Source organism: Candidatus Pelagibacter sp. HIMB1636 (assembly GCF_052047675.1).
Taxonomy (GTDB): Bacteria; Pseudomonadota; Alphaproteobacteria; order Pelagibacterales; family Pelagibacteraceae; genus Pelagibacter.
The window spans coordinates 338915-359532 of record NZ_JBNAJP010000001.1; the positions used below are offsets into that span (position 1 = coordinate 338915).

18 protein-coding genes are annotated in these 20618 nt (G+C 29.5%); 12 read left to right on the forward strand and 6 right to left on the reverse strand.

Translation table 11 applies throughout. The features are described 5' to 3' along the window. Positions 1-10: 10 nt before the first annotated feature. A complete protein-coding gene (locus ACTTA6_RS01690) occupies positions 11-796 on the forward strand; it encodes a sulfite exporter TauE/SafE family protein (protein WP_440614249.1) in 786 nt (261 codons plus the stop codon). 2 nt (positions 797-798) lie between these two features. Next, positions 799-1200 (forward strand): HIT domain-containing protein, encoded by a 402-nt coding sequence (locus ACTTA6_RS01695; RefSeq protein WP_440614250.1) that lies wholly within the window; start codon positions 799-801, stop codon positions 1198-1200. Positions 1201-1302: 102 nt separating this feature from the next. Here the strand turns inward: ACTTA6_RS01695 and ACTTA6_RS01700 are convergent, their stop codons facing one another. After that, positions 1303-2757: a phosphomannomutase/phosphoglucomutase gene (locus tag ACTTA6_RS01700; protein ID WP_440614251.1), complete on the reverse strand. Its 1455-nt coding sequence runs from the start codon at positions 2755-2757 to the stop codon at positions 1303-1305. A gap of 179 nt (positions 2758-2936) precedes the next feature. Between ACTTA6_RS01700 and ACTTA6_RS01705 the strand changes: the two genes are divergently transcribed. From ACTTA6_RS01705 to ACTTA6_RS01715, 3 genes are read left to right on the forward strand one after another with little or no spacing between them, the layout of a single operon-like run. Continuing rightward, positions 2937-4874 (forward strand): ribonucleoside-diphosphate reductase subunit alpha, encoded by a 1938-nt coding sequence (locus ACTTA6_RS01705; protein ID WP_440614252.1) that lies wholly within the window; start codon positions 2937-2939, stop codon positions 4872-4874. Then, positions 4865-5878, forward strand: a complete 1014-nt coding sequence (locus ACTTA6_RS01710) for a ribonucleotide-diphosphate reductase subunit beta (protein WP_440614253.1) — start codon at positions 4865-4867, stop codon at positions 5876-5878. The genes ACTTA6_RS01705 and ACTTA6_RS01710 overlap by 10 nt, the downstream gene beginning before the upstream one ends. Before the next feature lie 4 nt (positions 5879-5882). Next, positions 5883-6515 carry a class I SAM-dependent methyltransferase gene (locus tag ACTTA6_RS01715; RefSeq protein WP_440614254.1) on the forward strand — a complete coding sequence of 211 codons (633 nt, stop codon included), beginning with the start codon at positions 5883-5885 and terminating at the stop codon, positions 6513-6515. A 2-nt stretch (positions 6516-6517) separates the two neighbouring features. Here ACTTA6_RS01715 and ACTTA6_RS01720 read toward each other — a convergent pair whose 3' ends face one another. From ACTTA6_RS01720 to ACTTA6_RS01735, 4 genes are read right to left on the reverse strand one after another with little or no spacing between them, the layout of a single operon-like run. Beyond that, on the reverse strand, positions 6518-7642 hold the full coding sequence (locus ACTTA6_RS01720) for a bifunctional 2-methylcitrate synthase/citrate synthase (protein WP_440614255.1): 1125 nt from the start codon (positions 7640-7642) through the stop codon (positions 6518-6520). Next, a complete protein-coding gene (prpB, locus tag ACTTA6_RS01725) occupies positions 7642-8538 on the reverse strand; it encodes a methylisocitrate lyase (RefSeq protein ID WP_440614256.1) in 897 nt (298 codons plus the stop codon). The genes ACTTA6_RS01720 and prpB overlap by 1 nt, the downstream gene beginning before the upstream one ends. Continuing rightward, positions 8538-10040 carry an MmgE/PrpD family protein gene (locus tag ACTTA6_RS01730; protein ID WP_440614257.1) on the reverse strand — a complete coding sequence of 501 codons (1503 nt, stop codon included), beginning with the start codon at positions 10038-10040 and terminating at the stop codon, positions 8538-8540. The genes prpB and ACTTA6_RS01730 overlap by 1 nt, the downstream gene beginning before the upstream one ends. A gap of 53 nt (positions 10041-10093) precedes the next feature. After that, positions 10094-10759, reverse strand: a complete 666-nt coding sequence (locus tag ACTTA6_RS01735) for an HAD family hydrolase (RefSeq protein ID WP_440614258.1) — start codon at positions 10757-10759, stop codon at positions 10094-10096. Between the two features lie 69 nt (positions 10760-10828). Here ACTTA6_RS01735 and ACTTA6_RS01740 point away from each other — a divergent pair, with 69 nt between their 5' ends. The 4 genes from ACTTA6_RS01740 to ACTTA6_RS01755 all read left to right on the forward strand — a co-directional run bounded on the left by ACTTA6_RS01740 (position 10829) and on the right by ACTTA6_RS01755 (position 16173). After that, entirely contained in the window at positions 10829-11452 is a 624-nt protein-coding gene (locus ACTTA6_RS01740; RefSeq protein ID WP_440614259.1) for a DapH/DapD/GlmU-related protein, read from the forward strand. Positions 11453-11455: 3 nt separating this feature from the next. Further along, entirely contained in the window at positions 11456-13276 is a 1821-nt protein-coding gene (gene glmS, locus ACTTA6_RS01745; RefSeq protein ID WP_440614260.1) for a glutamine--fructose-6-phosphate transaminase (isomerizing), read from the forward strand. A 35-nt stretch (positions 13277-13311) separates the two neighbouring features. Continuing rightward, on the forward strand, positions 13312-14679 hold the full coding sequence (locus tag ACTTA6_RS01750; RefSeq protein ID WP_440614261.1) for a class II 3-deoxy-7-phosphoheptulonate synthase: 1368 nt from the start codon (positions 13312-13314) through the stop codon (positions 14677-14679). Positions 14680-14832: 153 nt separating this feature from the next. Further along, positions 14833-16173, forward strand: a complete 1341-nt coding sequence (locus tag ACTTA6_RS01755; RefSeq protein ID WP_440614262.1) for a hypothetical protein — start codon at positions 14833-14835, stop codon at positions 16171-16173. Here the strand turns inward: ACTTA6_RS01755 and ACTTA6_RS01760 are convergent. Next, positions 16144-16836, reverse strand: coding sequence for a glycosyltransferase family 2 protein (locus tag ACTTA6_RS01760; protein WP_440614263.1), 693 nt, complete (start codon positions 16834-16836; stop codon positions 16144-16146). The two genes, ACTTA6_RS01755 and ACTTA6_RS01760, sit on opposite strands and share 30 nt — an antisense overlap. 43 nt (positions 16837-16879) lie before the next feature. Between ACTTA6_RS01760 and nadE the strand changes: the two genes are divergently transcribed. The 3 genes from nadE to cimA are packed head-to-tail and all read left to right on the forward strand — an operon-like array spanning position 16880 to position 20616. Next, on the forward strand, positions 16880-17617 hold the full coding sequence (gene nadE, locus ACTTA6_RS01765) for an NAD(+) synthase (RefSeq protein WP_440614264.1): 738 nt from the start codon (positions 16880-16882) through the stop codon (positions 17615-17617). A 45-nt stretch (positions 17618-17662) separates the two neighbouring features. After that, on the forward strand, positions 17663-19018 hold the full coding sequence (gene cysS / locus ACTTA6_RS01770) for a cysteine--tRNA ligase (protein WP_440614265.1): 1356 nt from the start codon (positions 17663-17665) through the stop codon (positions 19016-19018). Further along, positions 19015-20616: a citramalate synthase gene (cimA, locus tag ACTTA6_RS01775; protein ID WP_440614266.1), complete on the forward strand. Its 1602-nt coding sequence runs from the start codon at positions 19015-19017 to the stop codon at positions 20614-20616. The genes cysS and cimA overlap by 4 nt, the downstream gene beginning before the upstream one ends. Positions 20617-20618: the final 2 nt, after the last annotated feature.

The window sequence follows — 20618 nt, forward strand, 5'->3', positions numbered from 1 at the left end:
AGTTTTATTAATGGTTTTGACTGCAATTCCAGTTGGATTTGTAGCTGGCCTTTTTGGTATTGGTGGCGGTTTAATAACTGTCCCGTTTCTTTATTACATATTTGGCAAACTTGGAATTGATCAAGCTTATATAATGCACTTAGCGGTAGGAACTTCTTTTGCAATAATAATTCCAACATCAATAGTCTCAGTTTTAACCCATCATAAATTTAATTCAGTCGATTTTAATGTAGTTAAAAGCTATGGTTTTTTTGTAGTTGCAGGAGTTGTTTTGGGAACAATATTTGCTGCAACTTTCAAAACAAAATCATTAGTACTTTTTTTTGCAATCGTAATCTTTTTTTTAGGAATTTATTTACTTACGATTAAAGAAAAGGAGCAAAATGTAATATCTGAAATGAAATTGTATTTAAAAATAATACTTGGTGCGATTGTTGGATTTATTTCAGCTATAACAGGTATAGGTGGTGCTGTTATGAATGTGCCAATCCTTAAATTTTTCGGTTATTCAATTAATAAAGCAATTGGAAGTGCTGCAGCGATTGGTTTTTTAATTGCACTATTTGGTGCTACAGGTTTTTTTATTTCAGGTAGTTATTTAAAAACAAATTTACCATTTAGTATTGGATTTTTAAATGTACCAGCTTTTTTAATCTTCATTCCGATTACAACTTTTATGGCAAGAATAGGTGCAAGAACGGCTCACAGAATAGATAAAAATAAAATTAGTAAATTACTTGCTATTTTCTTACTATTCGTAGCAGTTAAGTTTTTCTACGAATATATTAAATTATAAGCATGTCGTTTAAGTTAAATAGGAAATTTTTAAAGACTTCACATCATCTTATTGATCTTAAATTATGCACTATTAGGTTAAACGATAATTCTAAATTTCCATGGATAATTCTAATTCCCAAAAGAAATAAGATTACCGACATAAGCGATCTTAATTCTAAAGATCAAACTCTGCTAATGAAGGAAATTGTTTATGCAAGTAAAGTAATGAAAAAATTATTTAAAACTTCGAAGCTCAATGTAGAAAAAATTGGAAATATTGTTCCTCAGTTGCATATACATATTATTGCTAGAAGTAAAAAAGATAGTTCCTGGCCATTATCTGTATGGGTTGTTAAGGGAAAAAATTACCCAAAAACAGCTCTAAAAGTAATAGTCAATAAATTAAGAAAAGCTCTAAAATAAAAAGAGGTGACTTCAGTCTCCCTCCATCACCTCATCTAATTTTTAAATGATTCTTTACAGTTTTATGAACACTTATTAGTTGAAAATTAACTTTATTAAGCACTAAATTTTTTGATCGTATTCGCCTATTTTCCCCGTTTTTTGAAGTAAATCGTCAATAAAATCAAAAATTTTCTTCTTTCTATTATCTGAGGTCGGGCTTTCAGTTACAATTACCAATGAAGGTTTATTAGATGATGCTCTTATTAATCCCCAAGATCCATCTTCAAAAGAAAATCTTACACCATTAACTGTAAGAACTTCGGTTATTACCTGATCATCAATTTTAGTTTTATTATTTTTTAATTGTTCTACTTTTTTAACTAATTCTTCAACTACTTGATATTTTTCTTCATCTTTACAAAATGGCGCCATCGTTGGTGTTTGAAAAGTATTTGGTAATTCATTAATTATTTCACTCATTTTTTTATTTTCATTATCTAATAAATGACAGACTTGAATGGCTGAATTTATTCCGTCATCATAACCATATCCCAAAGGCTGATTGAAAAAGAAATGTCCACTTTTTTCAAAGCCTGCTAATGCCTTTTCAGTGTTAACTTTACGTTTAATATGGGAATGACCTGTTTTCCAATAAATTGTTTCACAATTGTTTTCTAATAAAATTTTGTCTTTTGAGTATAAACCTGTTGATTTTACATCTACAACAAATTTAGAATTTTTGTGTTTAGTAGATAGGTTTCTTGCTATTAGTAAACCAATTTTATCAGAGAATATTTCGTTACCTTCATTATCAATAACACCAACTCGATCTCCATCACCATCAAAGCCAAAACCTATATCAGCATTATTTTCTTTTACCACTTTAGCAATTTCATAAAGCATTTCTAAATCTTCTGGATTAGGATTGTATTTTGGAAAATTCCAATCTAGGTTACAATCTAACTCGATCACTTCACACCCAATACCCCTTAAGATATCTGGTGCAAAAATACCTGCAGTTCCATTACCACAAGCAACAACAGCTTTAATTTTTTTATTTATTTTGTTTTTATTAATGAGGTTATTTTTATAAATTTTATCGAAATCTTTTATTTCTTTTTCGTTTCCATCACCCTTTGAAAACTTTTCATTTAAAGTAATTTCTTTTAATTCTTTCATCTCTTCAGGTGCATGAGTTAATCCTTTTTTGATACCCATTTTTACACCAGTCCAACCATTTTCATTATGACTTGCTGTAATTATAGCAACTGCATCTGCATCTAAATTAAATTGTGCAAAATAAACCATTGGAGATAATGACAAACCAATATCTTCTATATGACATCCTGTTGACTTTAATCCTCTTTTAAGTGAGGTTTTTATCTCCTCACTGTAAGATCGATAATCATGTCCAACAATAATTCTAGGATGATCTTTTTTGGTGTGATTTTTTATTTGTGTTCCAAGTCCTTTGCCGAGATTCTCTATTCCTGCTGAGTTTATGTCTTTCTCATACAACCAACGGGCGTCATATTCTCTAAAACCATAAGGATCTATTTTTAAATTTTCACTCATTTATCCACTACTTACTCTTTTTATGTTAATTTCTTTAAAAAAATTTTATTTTTTTATTGATAATCATATTGTCGCGTTCTATAAATGTTCCATTGATTAAACGTTTATTTAGTATACTTAATCAAAGCGCCTACAACATATAGTTGTTTTCGCAAAACTAAAATAATATAATAATAAATATGAACAAGATTCTATCTCAAGCCCTCAAGAAAGCTGTCTCTGAATATAGCCCAGAAGTTAAAGAAGTTTCAAAAGCAAATAAGCCTGATTTATTTTCTTTAAATAATGAAACAGAATTATTTCAAAACGACAAAGGTATAATAATCAAAATTGATCGTTCTAAAGATTCGAAACTTACAGATTTTGGTAAAGCAACTTTAAAAGATAGATATCTTGGTTTAAACGAATCTTATCAAGATTTATTTGCAAGAGTAGCAAGCACTTATGCTGATGACAATCTACATGCACAAAGAATTTATAATTACATAAGCAATCTTTGGTTTATGCCAGCAACACCAGTTTTATCAAACGGTGGAACTAAAAGAGGTTTACCTATTTCATGTTTTTTAAATGAAGCATCTGATAGCTTAGGTGGAATTTTAGATCTTTGGAGTGAGAATGTTTGGCTTGCTGCGAAGGGTGGAGGAATTGGAAGCTACTGGGGTAACCTAAGATCTATTGGAGAAAAAATTGGCAGAGTTGGAAAAACTTCAGGAATAATTCCTTTTATTAAGGTAATGGACTCTTTAACAATGGCAATTAGCCAAGGTTCATTGAGAAGAGGTTCTGCTGCTTGTTATCTTCCTATCGATCATCCTGAAATAGAAGAGTTTATTGAAATGAGAAGACCAACTGGTGGAGATCCAAATAGAAAAGCATTAAATTTACATCATGGTGTTTTAGTTTCAGATGCTTTCATGAGAGCAGTTGAAACGGATGAACAGTGGGCATTAAAAAGTCCAGCAGACGGAACTGTGCAACAAACCATTTCTGCAAGAAATTTATGGATAAGATTATTGACTGCTAGAATTGAAACTGGTGAGCCTTATATAATTTATATAGATACAGTTAACCGACAAATTCCTCAACATCATAAGTTAGCAAATCTTACTGTTAAAACTTCTAACTTATGCAGTGAGATAACTCTTCCCACAGGAATTGATAAAGACGGTAGAGATAGAACAGCGGTGTGCTGTTTATCATCTTTAAATTTAGAAAAATATGAAGAATGGAAAGATGATCCAGATATGATTAGTGATGTAATGAGATTTTTGGATAATGTGTTATCTGATTTCATTAACAAAGCTCCTGAACAATTTAAAGATGCTAAATACTCTGCTGAAAGAGAGAGAAGTGTTGGTTTGGGTGTGATGGGCTTCCATTCTTTCTTACAGAAAAATAGAATTCCACTTGAGTCTGTAATGGCAAAATCATGGAATAAAAAAATATTTAAAAACATTCATGAAAAAGTTAATCAAGCTTCTAAAGATTTAGCTGAAGAAAGAGGAGCGTGTCCTGATGCTGCAGAGTATGGTTATCAAGAAAGATTTTCCAACAAAACTGCAATTGCACCAACAGCATCAATTTCTATTATTTGTGGAGGAGCTTCTCCAGGAGTAGAGCCCATTGCAGCAAACAGCTATACTCACAAAACTTTATCTGGTTCGTTTAATGTGAGAAACAGATATCTTGAAGAAATTCTTGAAAGTCATGGTAAAAATGATGAGGAAACTTGGTCTAGTATTACTACAAACCAAGGCTCAGTTAACCATTTAGATTTTTTAACTGATTTAGAAAAAGATGTATTTAAAACTGCATTTGAACTTAATCAAAGCTGGATAATTGAATTGAGCGGAGACAGAACTCCTTTTATTTCACAAGCTCAATCAGTTAACTTATTTTTACCTGCAGATGTTCATAAAAAAGAATTACATAAAATTCATTTTGATGCGTGGAAGAAAGGTTTAAAGAGCCTTTACTATTGTAGATCAAAATCAATTCAAAGAGCTGAGAATGTTAACGACTCTAAGTCAACAGACATCATGGCTAATGTATATAAAAATAAATCAACAGAAAATAGTGAACCAGAGTACGAGGAGTGTTTATCATGTCAGTAGCAGAAAAAGTTAAGTCAGAAATTATTCAACCACAAAAAAACAATAATGGATTGCTTGTTGCAAATCCAGTTTACAAACCTTTTAGATATCCATGGTGCTATGATGCATGGTTAACTCAACAAAGAATTCACTGGTTACCGGAAGAGGTTCCACTTGGAGATGATGTAAGGGATTGGCAAAAAAATCTTTCAACTTCAGAAAAAAATCTATTAACACAAATTTTTAGATTTTTTACGCAAGCAGATGTCGAAGTTAGCAACTGTTATATAAGACATTACATGAATGTATTTAAACCAACTGAAGTATTAATGATGATGTCATCTTTTGCTTCAATGGAAACTGTTCACATTGCTGCTTACTCACATTTGTTAGATACAATTGGTATGCCAGAGTCTGAGTATTCAGCATTCATGAAATACAAAGAAATGAAAGATAAATACGATTACATGCAAGGTTTTGATGTTAAATCAAATCATGATATTGCAAAAACAATTGCTGTATTTAGTGCTTTCACAGAAGGTCTTCAGTTGTTTGCAAGTTTTGCAATTTTGTTAAACTTTCCAAGACATAACAAGATGAAAGGAATGGGTCAGATTGTTACTTGGTCGGTGAGAGACGAAACATTGCATTGCAATTCGATGATCAGATTATTTAAAGATTTCATTAAAGAAAATCCTGAAACATGGACACCTCAATTGAAAAAAGAAATTTATGAAGCTTGCAGAACAATTGTTGAGCATGAAGATGCTTTTATTGATTTGGCTTTTCAAATGGGTCCAATGGAAGGTTTGACTGCAGATGATATTAAAAAATATATTCGATTTATTGCAAATAGAAGATTAGATCAATTAGGATTAGAAGCGATCTATGACATTGATAAAAATCCATTAACTTGGTTAGATACAATGTTAAATGCTGTAGAACATATGAACTTCTTTGAAGGAAGAGCTACAGAGTATTCTAAAGCATCAACCCAAGGAACTTGGGCAGAAGCATTTAGTTAATCTTTTGGAATATAAAAAATATTACCGTAAAACCAGCTTAAAACAAAAAGGTGTTGGTTCTTTCTTTTTAGAAGAAGTTTCAAAGTATAAACCTAGAGCCTTTTTGGAAATTGGGGTTTTTCACGGAGTTACTGCTCGGAATGTTTGTGAACTATTATCCAAAATTCATGGAAAAAATTTTAAATACGTTGGTTTAGATCTTTTTGAAGAAAGTGATGAAAACAAAAATGAGGTAATCCCAAACACCACTTTTTCTTCAAATCCTATAAAGAGATTTTATTTTAAATACATAAAAAGACAAAACCCATATAGCTTAGAAGCTGTTGAGGAATTACTAAAAAAATTTAAAGACAATATTCATTTGATAAAAGGTAACTCTCACAAAATTCTTCAAAAAATAGATATGTCTAAAATTGATTATGTCTTTTTAGATGGTGGTCACGAATATAACACTGTTTTAAATGATCTTAATTGTTGTTATGAAGTAATTAATAATAATGGAATAGTTTTATGTGATGATTACGATCTTAATCAAGCACCTGGTGTAAAAAAAGCGATTGATGATTTTGTAACTGAAAAACAATTGAAATGCTCAATAATATGCAATGGTAGATTTGCAAAAATTCAGAAAAATTAATCCTATCTATAATTTAATTCCATCACTTTTCTGTGCTTGCTACCCTTATATTTAGCAAGTGGTCGAATAAGTTTGTTGGCAGCGTGTTGTTCCATAATATGAGCTGACCAGCCTGTAATTCTAGAAATAACAAAAATAGGTGTGAAAAAATCAGTATCAAATCCCATTAAATGATACATTGGACCAGTAGGGTAATCCACGTTGGGGTGGATATTTTTCTTTTTGATCATAACTTTTTCAACAATATCGTAAATTTTTTCAAACTTTTTATCTTTTTTAAGTTTAGCAACTTTGCCAAAATAATTTCTCATAGTTGGAACCCTAGAGTCTCCTGATTTATAAACTCTATGACCAAATCCCATAACTACTTCTTTATTTTTAAGAGCATTGTTAATCCATTTTAACGCGTTTTCTGGTTTTTTAATTTTGTTCATCATGTGCATTACTTCTTCATTCGCACCACCATGTAATGGACCTTTTAAGCTGGCAATTGCACCTGTAATTGCTCCATGAATATCAGATAAACTACTTGTAATTGTTCTAGCAGTAAAAGTTGAAACATTGAAGCTGTGTTCAGCGTATAATATTAGAGAAACATCAAATGCTTTAACAATTTCTTTTTGAGGCACTTTTCCAAAACACATATAGAAAAAATTTTCCGCAAAAGTTAAATTCTTTTTAGGCTTAATTATTTTTTTACCACTTCTAATTCTGTAAAAGGCAGCAAGAGCCGTTGGTGTTTTAGCAAAAATTCTTAATGCTTTTCGCATATTAGACTCTGGAGTAGAGTTAGAGGTTTCTTTGTCTTCTAATCCCATTACACTAACAGCAGTTCTTGCAACATCCATCGGATGGGATTTTTTTGGCATGTGTTTTATAATTTCATATAAATTTTTTGTAAGCTCTCTATTATTTCTCTCCTCTTTTTCAAATTGTCTTAATTGAATAGTGTTAGGTAGATCTTTATTTAAAATTAAATAAGCAACTTCCTCAAATCTGCAATATTCACATAAATCTTGAGCAGCATAACCTCTATATGTCAGAGAGTTAATCTCCGGCATAACTTTTGAAACTTCAGTTTCATCTACAACAATTCCAAGTAAACCTTTTTTAATATCATCACTCATTATTCATGTCCTTCTGTACTAAAATTATAAATTTTTTCATCTAAAGAATTGTATTTTTCGTATTCCACCAATTCATACAATCTTTTTCTTGTCTGCATCTTATCTATTATATTATTTTGATGTCCATTTGCATAAATGTCTCTTAATCCATCTTCAACATTTTTCATTGCTAGTCTTTGTGTAGTTACTGGATATATAACAATATTATAGCCAAGGTTTTCTAACTCCTTATAGTTTAATAACTTGGATTTACCAAATTCTGTCATGTTAGCTAACAAATAACATGAAAGTTCTTTTCTTACTTTTTCAAAATCTTTTTCATCATGTAAAGCTTCAGGAAATATAATTTCAGCTCCAGCATCAATATAAGCTTTGCATCTGTCAATCATTTTATCAATTCCCTCAACACTTTTTGCATCTGAGCGTGCTATGATTTTGAAATTTTGATCTTTTTTTGTAGCTACACATTCTTTTATTTTTGAAACCATGGCCTCTGTTGAAACAAGTTCTTTATTATCTAGATGCCCGCATCTTTTTCTTTCAATTTGATCTTCCAAATGAACACCAGTTAATCCAAACTCCTCGAAAGTCTCTATAGTTTCTTTACAAGATTTAAATCCTGTATCTATATCAACAATTGTTGGAAGATTTGTTACCCTAGATATTAAATAAGATCTGGTACTCACATCTTGAAGTGTTGTTAAACCAATATCAGGAAAACCAAGATCATTAGCCATAACACCTCCTGACACGTAAACAGCATCATAACCAATTTCCTCAATCAATTTAGCTGTTAGAGGATTGTAAGCTCCAGGAACCCTCAGAATTTTATTTGATTTAAGTTTTTGGTCGAAATCTATTCTTTTTTGGCTTGGTTCTTTTTCAACAAAGTGCATTAAAAAATTCCTTTTTTCAAATTTCTTTTTAACTTACTTTTTTTAATCTCAATATTAAGTTTATCTAATTGACCATCTTTTAAGTTTTTTAGGTTTTGAACATTTCTTAAAAAACGAGCACTCTCTTTTTTATCTAAAATGCCATCTGTTAAAGTTAAAAATTTATTTATATAATTCTCTCTTTTAAATGGTCTTGCTCCATATGGATGAGCATCAGCTCGATCAAGTTCTTCAGTTACTTTTTTCCCACTGTTCAATGTAACAACAACTTTTGCTCCAAAAGATTTCTTTTTTGGATCTGGATCATGATATTTTTTTGTCCATTTTTTATCTTCATAGGTTGTTATTGAATTCCATATCTTAATAGTACTTTTTCTGTTAGCTCTTGATTTTGTATAAGATTTTACATGATGCCAATCACCATCTTCTAGAGCGACTGCAAAAATATACATTATAGAGTGATCCAATGTTTCTCTACTTGCATTTGGATCCATTTTTTGTGGATCATTTGCACCTGTCCCAATTACATAATGTGTATGATGACTAGTATGAATATCTATTTTTTTGATTTGATTTAAATTTGGTATTTTAGTTTTTAATTTCTTTGCAAGATCTATCAAAGCCTGAGATTGATACTCTGCAGAATATTCTTTTGTATAAGTTTCTAATATAGCTTTTTTACTTTCTCCTTTTTTAGGTAATGGAACTTTATATTTTGCTTTTTTTCCATCAAGTATCCTTGCAATTACACTGTCTTCACCTTCATAGATTGGACTTGGAGCACCTTCACCTCTCATAACTCTATCAACAGCCTCTATTGCAAGTTTACCCGCATGTGCAGGTGCATATGCTTTCCAACTAGATATCTCTCCTTTTCTTGATTGTCTTGTAGAAATAGTTGTGTGTAGTGCTTGCTGAACTGCTTGATAAATTGTTTCAGTATTTAATTTTAACATCGATCCTAATCCTGCAGCAACACTTGGACCTAAGTGAGCAATGTGATCTACTTTATGCTTATGTAAACAAATACCTTTAACTAAATTCACCTGAACTTCATAAGCAGTAATAATTCCTCTTAATAGATCTAAACCACTTTTTTTATTTTGTTGAGCTACGCTTAAAAGTGGTGGAATATTATCACCTGGATGACTGTAATCTGCAGCTAAAAAAGTATCATGAAAATCAAGTTCTCTTACAGCAGTTCCGTTTGACCAAGCTGCCCACTCGCAATCAAATTTTAATTTTGAATTAACACCAAAAAGAGTTGCTCCATTTTTTCTAGAATGCTTCAAAGCCATCTCTCTTGATGAAATAACGGGTTTTCTATTCAAAGAAGCAATAGCAACTGATGCATTATCAATAATTCTATTGATCACCATTTCAACTGCTTCTTTATTTAATTTGGCATTATCACTTGCAATTTCTGCAATTTTCCAGGCAAGTTGTTTTTTCTTAGGTAAATGAATTTTAGACGGAAAAACTTTAACTGTATGTAGTAACAAAATAACTCCTTATAAGTAATTTTGTTTTAATAGCTAAAATAAATTAATCAATATTAAAGATATTCAGATATGATTTTTTCAATGCCAACAAAATCTTTTATTAAGTGATTATGGTAGATTTCATCAGACCTTTTTTCTGTATATCCATATTTTAATAGTATCATTGGAATATCTGCTGCTTTTGCTGAGTTTGCATCAGTTTCGCTATCTCCAATCATGATAGATTTTTTCAAGTCTCCATCTAAAATTTCTATTACTGTAGTTAAGTGTCTAGGATCAGGCTTACAATAATCAAATGTATTGTATCCTGCCACATACTCAAAGTAATCATAAATTCCTATTTTTTTTAAAAGATCAACAGCAAGATGTTCTGTTTTATTAGTACAAACTGCCATAGATATTTTTTCATTTTTGCACCAATTTAAAAATTCTTTTACTCCATTTATTAAAGTGCTTTTGTTATAAATATTCTTTCCATAGAAAGACAAAAATTCATCAGTCATTTCGTTTTGAATTTTTTCATCAAACCATTTCCATTGACCGTTAGCTTTTGCCATCATAGCTTTTGCACCTTTACCAACTGCATTTTTTAATTCACCTAATGTTTTTGTTGGATAACCAAATTTTTTCATTACATGGTTGTGTGCTGTTATTAAATCTGGCGCTGTATCTATTAAAGTTCCATCTAAATCAAATAATACTGTAAATTTTTGTTTCATATCAAAAGTATTTTAAAGAAATAATTTGTGAATTAATTAACATATATACTTAATGTAAAGAAAATCTAGATGAAACTTACAAAGCAGCAAAATAATCAAAACAAACTTCGAAATAAGTTTTTAAAAGCTGGTGTTAAAATGATAGGTCCTGAAACTATTTTTTTTTCAAATGACACCAAAATTGGAAAAGGAGTTACAATCGAACCATATGTGGTAATTGGTTCGAAAGTTAAAATAGGAAATAATGTTGTTATTAAATCTTTTTCGCATTTAGAATCTTGTAAGGTAGAAAATAAAGTTGAGATAGGTCCATATGCAAGAATTAGACCCGATACAATTCTTAAAGCAGGTTCAAAAGTAGGTAATTTTGTTGAGGTAAAAAAATCAATTATTGGAAACAAATCAAAAATTAATCATTTATCTTATGTTGGAGACAGCGAAATTGGTAAGATGGTAAATATTGGTGCTGGAACAATTACTTGTAATTATGACGGTATAAAAAAAAGTAAGACAGTAATAAAAGATAAAGTATTCATAGGATCAAATTCATCTCTAGTAGCACCTGTAAAAATTGACAAAGAAAGTATTGTTGGTGCAGGATCTGTAATAACAAAAAATGTTAAAAAAAAATCTTTAGCACTAACTAGATCTGTACAAGTAGAAATTAAAAATTATAAAAGAAAGACAAAATAAATTATGTGCGGAATAATAGGAATATCCAGTAACAAGTCTGTTTCTGCTAATATTATAAATTCTCTAAAAAAACTTGAATATAGAGGTTATGACTCTGCTGGAGTTGCAACTTTATTTGATGGTCAGTTAAATGAGGTTAAATCTGAGGGAAGAGTTGATAATTTAGAACAAAACTTTGATCTAAAAACTTTAAAAGGAAATATAGGAATAGGTCATGTCAGATGGGCTACTCATGGAGTTCCAAATAGTATTAATGCCCACCCACATTCATCAGACAGCGTATCAGTTGTCCATAATGGAATAATAGAGAATTCAACAATTCTTAAAAAATATTTAATTAACAAAGGTCATACGTTTAAATCTCAGACTGATACCGAGGTTATAGTTCATTTAATTACAGAAAATTTAAAAACAATGGAACTTGAAGATGCAATAACCAAAACCTTAAAACAGCTTCATGGAAGTTTTGCATTAGGTATAATTTTTAAAGATATTCCAGATTTAATTGTAGGGGCGAGGAGAGGCTCACCATTAGCTGTTGGTTATGGTCCTAATGAAAATTACTTAGGGTCAGATTCTTACGCTTTAAAATCAATGACAAACAAAATTACTTATCTTGATGATGGAGAATTCTGTATTGTTAAAAAAGATCAAGTTCATTTTTATAATGAGGAGGGCAAGAAAATTAACAAAAAAATTTTAGAATTATCATCTAATGAGTCAAGTTATGATAAAGGTGACTTTAAACATTTTATGGCTAAAGAAATAGAAGAGCAGCCCGTAACAATTAAAACAGGAATCAAAGAGTATTTAGATAGCGCAAATAATGAGATAAATATTTTCAATTTTCCTTGGAAAATTAACGAAATTAAATCAGTTACTTTAATTGGCTGTGGCACTGCTTACCATTCTTGTTTAATGGCTAAATATTGGTTTGAAGAATTAACGTCTTTAGATGTTAATATCGATATAGCTTCAGAGTTTAGATATAGAAAAAATAGATTTAAAAAGGACAGTTTGTATATTTTTGTTTCCCAATCAGGTGAGACTGCGGATACTTATGCAGCTTTAGATCTTTGTAACAAAAATAATATGAAGACATGTGCTGTAGTTAATGTAATTGAAAGCTCTATAGCAAGAGACTCAAATTTTGTTTTACCAATTCACTGTGGACCCGAAATTGGAGTTGCATCAACAAAAGCATTCTTAGGTCAAATACTTGTTTTATATATTTTAGCTTTAAAAATTGGATCTTTGTCTGGTCAAATAGATAAAAAAAATTATCAAGAAAAAATTAAAGATCTTAAAAACTTACCAAGCTTAATAGAAAAAACTTTATTAATAGATAATGATATTCAAGCAATATCTTCAACATTCAATGAAGCTAAAGGATCTATGTTTCTTGGAAGAGGTTTCTCTTTCCCAATAGCTTTGGAAGGAGCATTGAAACTAAAAGAATTATCTTACGTTCACGCTGAGGGTTATCCTGCGGGAGAAATGAAACATGGACCACTAGCGCTGATAGAGGAAGGAATGCCAGTAGTGGTTTTAGCTCCAAGAGACAATTACTATAAAAAAACAATTTCTAACATGCAGGAAGTTATAGCAAGAGGTGCCAAAGTACTTTTAATTACAAACAAGAGCAAGGATGAAATTGTTTCAGAGAATATTTGGGAAACTATTGAAGTTGAAAATACCAATGATGATCTATTGCCATTCCTTTTAACAATTCCACTACAAAAGCTTGCTTATTATTCAGCTTTGAAAATGGGTTATGATATAGATAAGCCAAGAAACTTAGCTAAATCCGTCACAGTTGAATAAAGTTTAAACTCTGCTAAAACACCCCTAGGTTGAATATGAAAAATTGGAAAAAAAATAGTTGGAGAAAATATCCGGTTAAACACATACCGGAATATCCAGATAAAAAAGAACTTAATAAAGTTTTAGATAAAATTGGAACTTTTCCTCCTTTAGTATTTGCTGGAGAGACTAGGCATCTAAAAGATCAATTAGCTGATGTTGTAGATGGAAAAGCATTTTTACTTCAGGGTGGAGATTGTGCAGAAAGTTTTGCTGAATTTAACCCTGATAATTTAAGAGACACATTTAAATTAATTTTACAAATGTCTTTAGTTTTAACTTATTCAGCTTCATTACCAGTCGTTAAAGTTGGAAGAATTGCTGGTCAATTTTCAAAACCAAGAAGTTCTCCAGTTGAAAATAAAGATGGTGTGGAGCTTCCTAGTTATTTAGGTGATAACATAAATGGAATGGAATTTACCGAAAAAGCGAGAATTCCTGACCCAAAAAGATTATTTAAAGCTTATTCTCAGTCAGCGTCAACTCTTAACCTTATAAGAGCATTTTCAAAAGGAGGTTTTGCAGATTTGAACAAAGTTCATTTATGGAATTTAGGCTACATTAAAAAAAGTCCAGAAGCAAAAAAATTTAAAGATTTAGAGGATAAAATTGCAGATGCCATAGCATTTATGAGAGCGTGTGGAATTACATCAGATTTTAACAATAGATTATACACTGTGAATTTTTGGACATCACACGAAGCGTTACTATTACCTTTTGAAGAGGCAATGACTAGAACAGATTCTACAACAGGAGAGAACCATGACACTTCAGCTCATTTTGTTTGGATAGGAGATAGAACAAGACAACTTGATGGAGGACATGTAGAGTTTTGTAGAGGAATTGAAAACCCCATAGGTATAAAATGTGGACCAACACTAAAACCAGATGATTTGATTAATTTATGTAATCGAATTAATCCAAAAAATGAAAAAGGTAAAATAACTTTAATTTCAAGATTTGGTGCAGATAATGTTTCAAAATTTTTACCAAAATTAATTAGATCAATTAAAAAAGAAGGATTGAATGTAATTTGGTCTTGTGATCCATGTCATGGAAATACAATTAAAGCTGCAACAGGTTTCAAAACTAGACCATTTAATAGTGTATTGAACGAAGTAAAAAATGTTTTTGCCTGTCACCATAGTGAAGGAAGTTATGCTGGTGGTCTACATATTGAGATGACAGGTCAAGATGTAACAGAGTGTATTGGAGGTTCGCAAGAAATTTCTGAAAAAGATCTTTCTTCAAGATATCATACACATTGTGATCCGAGATTGAATGCTAATCAAGCTTTAGAATTAGCATTTATGATTTCAGATGAGATTAAAAAAAATTCAAAATATTTTAAAGAAGCAATCTAAATATTTTTGACCAATAATAAATTTTTTTATAAACATTTTCTTAAGATTTTAATTGGGATTTTTTTATTTTATTTAGTTTTTCAATTAAATTTTTATCGGCACTGGTCATCGATAAGTGATCAGGATTTAACCATAATTCATAACAGCTTACTATTGAACTCAGGATTAAAAGCTGAATATCACGATCACCCAGGACATACATTAATATATTTTCTTTCTATATGGTTAGAATTTTTAAAAAGTTTATCATTAGTTTCTTTCTCATCGTACAATGATATTCAAAATTCCCAAATTTTAGAAAAAGATTTTACACAGGTTGTAATATTTTCAAGGTTATTTAATTTTTTTATTTCATTTTCTATAGTTTATTCAATTTCAAATATTCTTAAATTAAACAAAGTAGAGAGATTAACTCGATATTTATTAATTTTATCAATTATTTTTAGTCAAACTTTCTTAAATTCTATTGGACATATTAGGACAGAAATGTTGTCAGCTGGGTGTATATTTTTAGCTTTGTTATATTTTTTAAAGTTAATTAAAAATAATTTTTTAAATAGAAAATATATAATTTTTTCTGGTTTCTTTGTGTTGTTGAGTATATTTTGTAAGTGGCAATCGATTTTTGTTTTAGTTGTTTTTCCATTTATATTTTTAATGTATGAGAAAAAAAAGATATTATCATCATTAAATAATTTTGAGCTAAGATATATACATATATATTTTAATTTATTCTTTTTAGTCTGCATTGGACTCTTGTGCAAAAAATATATGCATGGTTTGAATTTAATTATCATACCTTTCGCATTAATTTTTCTTATTTTTTTTATTTCTATTATTAATGAAAGGTATTTTAACAAAGAAGAATTTATAAATATTTTTATATTTTATTTTTTAATAGGTATAGGTTTAGGTTTTATTTTATTAATCGCTTTCAAACCTTTTCATACAAATAATATTGGAATGGTTTTAAATTTTATAGGTTCAGGAAATATGTTTATTTCATCAGAAAATCCTTATACTTATAAATTTAGTGATATTTTAGAATTGTTAATACTTTCCATTAAAAATATTGACTATTACACTGCTAAGATTGTTTCAAATAGGTTTAATGAAATATTTATATTCTTATTATTTTTATATATTTTTTTAAATGATTTTAACAAAAAAAATATTAAAGTTTTTATAAACTATATATTTATTTTATTTTTTATAATTGCAATTTTTTCTACAAGACCTCAGCTAAATTATACAATTTATATTGCACCAATTATGTATATTTTTTTTGGAATAATAAATATTTCAAATAAAAAAATTTTTAATACATTAATTTCATTAATAATTATTTTCAATTTTGTTAATTCTTTTGAAATAATTCAAAATCATAAGCTAATTACGGAATATGAAAGTATTTGTAATCAAACAAGTCTTAATAAAAAAAATTTTTTTTGGGATAGAATGAGGTCAGATATTTTTATTAATATTTGCAAATAATTTTATCATTGAAATCAAAATTTTATAACCATCTACAAAAGATCTAACCTTTATTTCTCCAGTTATTCTTTTTCTTTCTATTGTAGGTATTGAGTTATATTTAAATTTACCTTTATGTACTTTAATTGGTAATTCAACACAAAAGCCAAAATCATTAAATGTAAAATTTATTTTTTTAAACTTTTCATTTTTGCATATGAAAAATGTATGCAATATATCATTCATCTTTATTCCAAAAAATATTTTTCCAATTAAGGTAAAAATTCTATTTCCAATATGTGTCAATAATGTATCATCTAGGCTACCAGCTCCCTGTCCATATCTTTCAGCAAATACAAAGTCCGAGTTTGAGTTTACAATTTTTTCTATAAGATTTTTAATATAGGTTGGATTTTTTGAACCATCTCCATCAAGAATTATACTATAATCTGAATTTGCTTCATTAATTCCTTTTATTATTGCATCTCCATAACCTAACTTAATCTGTTGAATTATAATTTTGCAATTATATTTTTTTGCAATTTCAATTGTTTCGTCATTTGATTGTCCATCAACAACAATTATTTCACAAATATTATCATTAAATTTTGAAAGTTCATTTAAAAGTATATTCAAACTATCTTCTTCGTTTAAAGTAGGAATGATTATGGATACTTTTGTCATATTTTAAATTTTTATTATAATGTTATATCTATATTAATTAATCATGAATACTTCTGAAAAAGCGAAATTTATATCTGATTGGATTATGAATTATGTAGACAATATGCCTTTAAAGGCACAGTCTCTTGTTATAGGAATATCCGGAGGCATTGACTCATCTGTTTCAAGCACCTTAAGTGCTATGACGGGTTTGAAAACAATTGTTTTGTCGATGCCAATTAAACAAAAATCACATCAACACGATCTAAGTTTAAAACATCAGGAATGGCTAGTAAAAAATTTTAAAAATGTTGAAGCACATACAATTAATTTAGATGAATTGTTTTTGGCATTTAGCTCAAGTTTATCTAAATTTGACAACGAGCATGGAATGGCAAATTCTAGAGCAAGATTAAGAATGACCACTCTTTACCAAGTGGCTGCTGCCAACAAAGGAATAGTAGTTGGAACTGGTAACAAAGTGGAAGACTTTGGTGTTGGTTTTTATACAAAATATGGAGACGGTGGAGTTGATATTTCACCAATAGCGGATTGCAATAAAACTCAAGTATGGGAACTTGGAAAAGAGCTTGGAATATTAAATGAAATAATTGAAGCTGCACCTACCGATGGATTATGGGATGATGGTAGAACAGATGAGGGTCAGCTTGGGTTAAAATATGAAGAACTTGAGGAAGCTATGGATAATCCCAAATCATCCAACAGAGCAAAATACGAAACCATTAGAAAACAAAATTTGCATAAAATGGAGCCTATTCCAGTATGCAAAATTCCAAATTAATCAAATAGATTCACAAATCTATAATTTAAGTATATTTCTAAAATTATGAGTAATGATATTTTTTTAACGAATAATCTTACAAACAGAAAAGAAAAATTTGTTCCAATAGATGAACAAAATATAAGAATGTATGTTTGTGGACCAACAGTTTATGATGATCCTCATATTGGAAATGCAAGACCAATAGTTGTTTTTGATATCCTTTATAAAATTTTTAAGAAAAAATATTCAAAAGTTACTTATGTTAGAAATATTACAGATGTAGATGATAAAATTATTAAATTTTCAAAAGAAAATAATATTTCAATTTCAGAGTTAACAAATAAAGTTACAGAAAGTTTTGGTGAAGATTGTAATTATTTAAATTGTGAAATACCAACTCATCAACCCAAAGCAACTGAAAATATTGATTTGATGATTAAAATGGTTTCTGAATTAATCAAGAAAGGTTTTGCTTATGAGAATAACAACCATGTTTATTTTGAGGTTAAAAAGTTCAGTGATTATGGTCAACTATCAAACAAAAAACTAGAAGACCTAATTGCTGGATCAAGAATTGAAATAAGTGAAAATAAAAAAAATTCAGAAGATTTTGTTTTATGGAAACCATCAGCAAGTGACGAACCTTATTGGGATTCCCCATGGGGAAAAGGAAGACCCGGATGGCATTTAGAATGTTCAGCAATGTCAAAAAAATTTTTAGGAGATGAGTTTGATGTTCATGGGGGCGGTATAGATTTAATATTTCCCCACCATGAAAATGAAATAGCACAATCAAGATGCGCTAATGGTACAAAAGTATTTGCTAATTATTGGTTGCACAATGCATTTATTACTATGTCCAATGAAAAGATGGCAAAGTCTCAAGGTAACATTTTAAAAATAAAAGATTTTAGAAATAATATTAGTGGCCAGATTTTAAGATTAGCTTTAATGAGCGCACATTACAAACAACCACTGGATTGGAATGAAAAGCTTTTAGAAGATTGTCAAAATACAATTAACAAATGGTACAATCTTTATGTAGATATTAAAAAAAATACAGATGTCTCAAGTGAAATTCTTCAACCCCTATATGATGATTTAAACACACCAGGTTACATAGCAAATTTACACAAATTATATGAAAAAGCACTAAAAGGTAATGACAATGATAAAGCTTTATTTGTTTCTGCTTGTCGATTTGTAGGTTTATTAAATCAAAACAAAGAGGAGTGGTTAAGTTTCAAGAAAAGTAAAGCCTCTATTTCTGAAGAAGAAATATTGAGGAGAATTGACGAAAGAAACAAAGCAAGAGAGAAAAAAAATTATGAAGAAGCTGATAAAATTAGAAATGAACTCTCAGACAAAGGTGTTTTAATAGAAGATAAAGATGGTAAAACGATTTGGAAATTTAAATGAATAAAGAACAACTATATATTTTTGATACAACATTACGTGATGGTGCACAGACACAAGGTGTCGATTTTTCTATTGATGATAAAGAAAAAATTGCATCTGCACTTGATTTGTTAGGAGTAGATTATGTTGAAGGAGGTTGGCCCGGCGCTAATCCAACAGATACAGAATTTTTTAATAAAAATCATAATTTTAAATCAACTAAACTAACTGCATTTGGGATGACAAAAAAATCAGAGCATAGCGCTGAAAACGATCCAATGTTGTCATCATTAATTAATTCAAAATGCTCATCTGTTTGTTTATTTGGTAAATCATGGGATTTTCAAGTGAAAGTTGCCTTAGGAATTACTAACGAGCAAAATTTAAAGAACATAAGTGAAAGTGCAAAGCACATAGTAAAATCAGGTAAAGAATTTATGTTTGACGCTGAACATTTTTTTGATGGATATAAATCTAATTCTGAGTACGCATTGTCTTGTTTAAAAGCTGCATATGAAAATGGAGCAAGATGGATTATTTTATGTGATACTAATGGTGGAACACTACCTCATGAAATTTCTAAAATTGTAACTGAAGTAACTAAATATATTCCGGGAAAAAATTTAGGAATACACGCTCACAATGATACTGAAAACGCTGTTGCTAATAGTCTTGCAGCAGTTCAAGCTGGCGCAAGACAGGTTCAAGGTACTATAAATGGATTAGGTGAAAGATGTGGTAATGCAAACTTGATGTCATTAATACCTTCATTTTTCTTAAAGAAAGATTTTTCCGATAAATTTGAACTTAGTATTAAGAGAGAAAATTTGAAAAATTTAACTCAATGCTCAAGATTACTAGATGAAATATTAAATAGAAAACCCAACAAACATTTACCTTATGTTGGTGCATCAGCTTTCTCACATAAAGGTGGAATGCATGTATCTGCAGTTCAAAAAGATCCAAAAACTTATGAGCACATTAATCCTGAAGAGGTTGGAAATTCTAGAAATATCGTAGTTTCAGATCAATCAGGACAATCAAATATAATGTCTAGATTAAATTCAATTGGGATTAATGTTCAGAAAAGTGATCCAAAAATAAAAAAACTTTTAGATGAAGTAAAAGATAGAGAGTTCATTGGTTATAGTTACGATGGTGCTGACGCTTCTTTTGAATTATTAGCTAGAAGACTAATGGGAGAAATACCAAGATATATATCAATCAATGAATACGATGTTTCCGTAAAGAAAGATAAAACTGGAGAGATAATATCATATGCTAAAGCTCAATTAGAAGTGGATGGAGACAAAATTTTATGTGAGGGAAAAGGAAATGGACCTGTGAACGCCTTAGATAACGCAATAAGAAAAAACGTTAATAAGCTTGCAAAATATTCAGAGTATTTGAAAGATTTAAGGCTTGTTGATTATAAAGTTAGAATTTTGAATACAGGTACAGAAGCAGTTACAAGAGTTAGTATTGAAAGCACAGATGCAAAAGGAGTGAACTGGTTCACAATTGGAGTATCACCTAATATAATTGATGCTTCATTCAAGGCTTTAGTGGATAGTTTAGATTATAAATTATTTAAGGATAAAGCGCCTGGAAGTTTATAAAA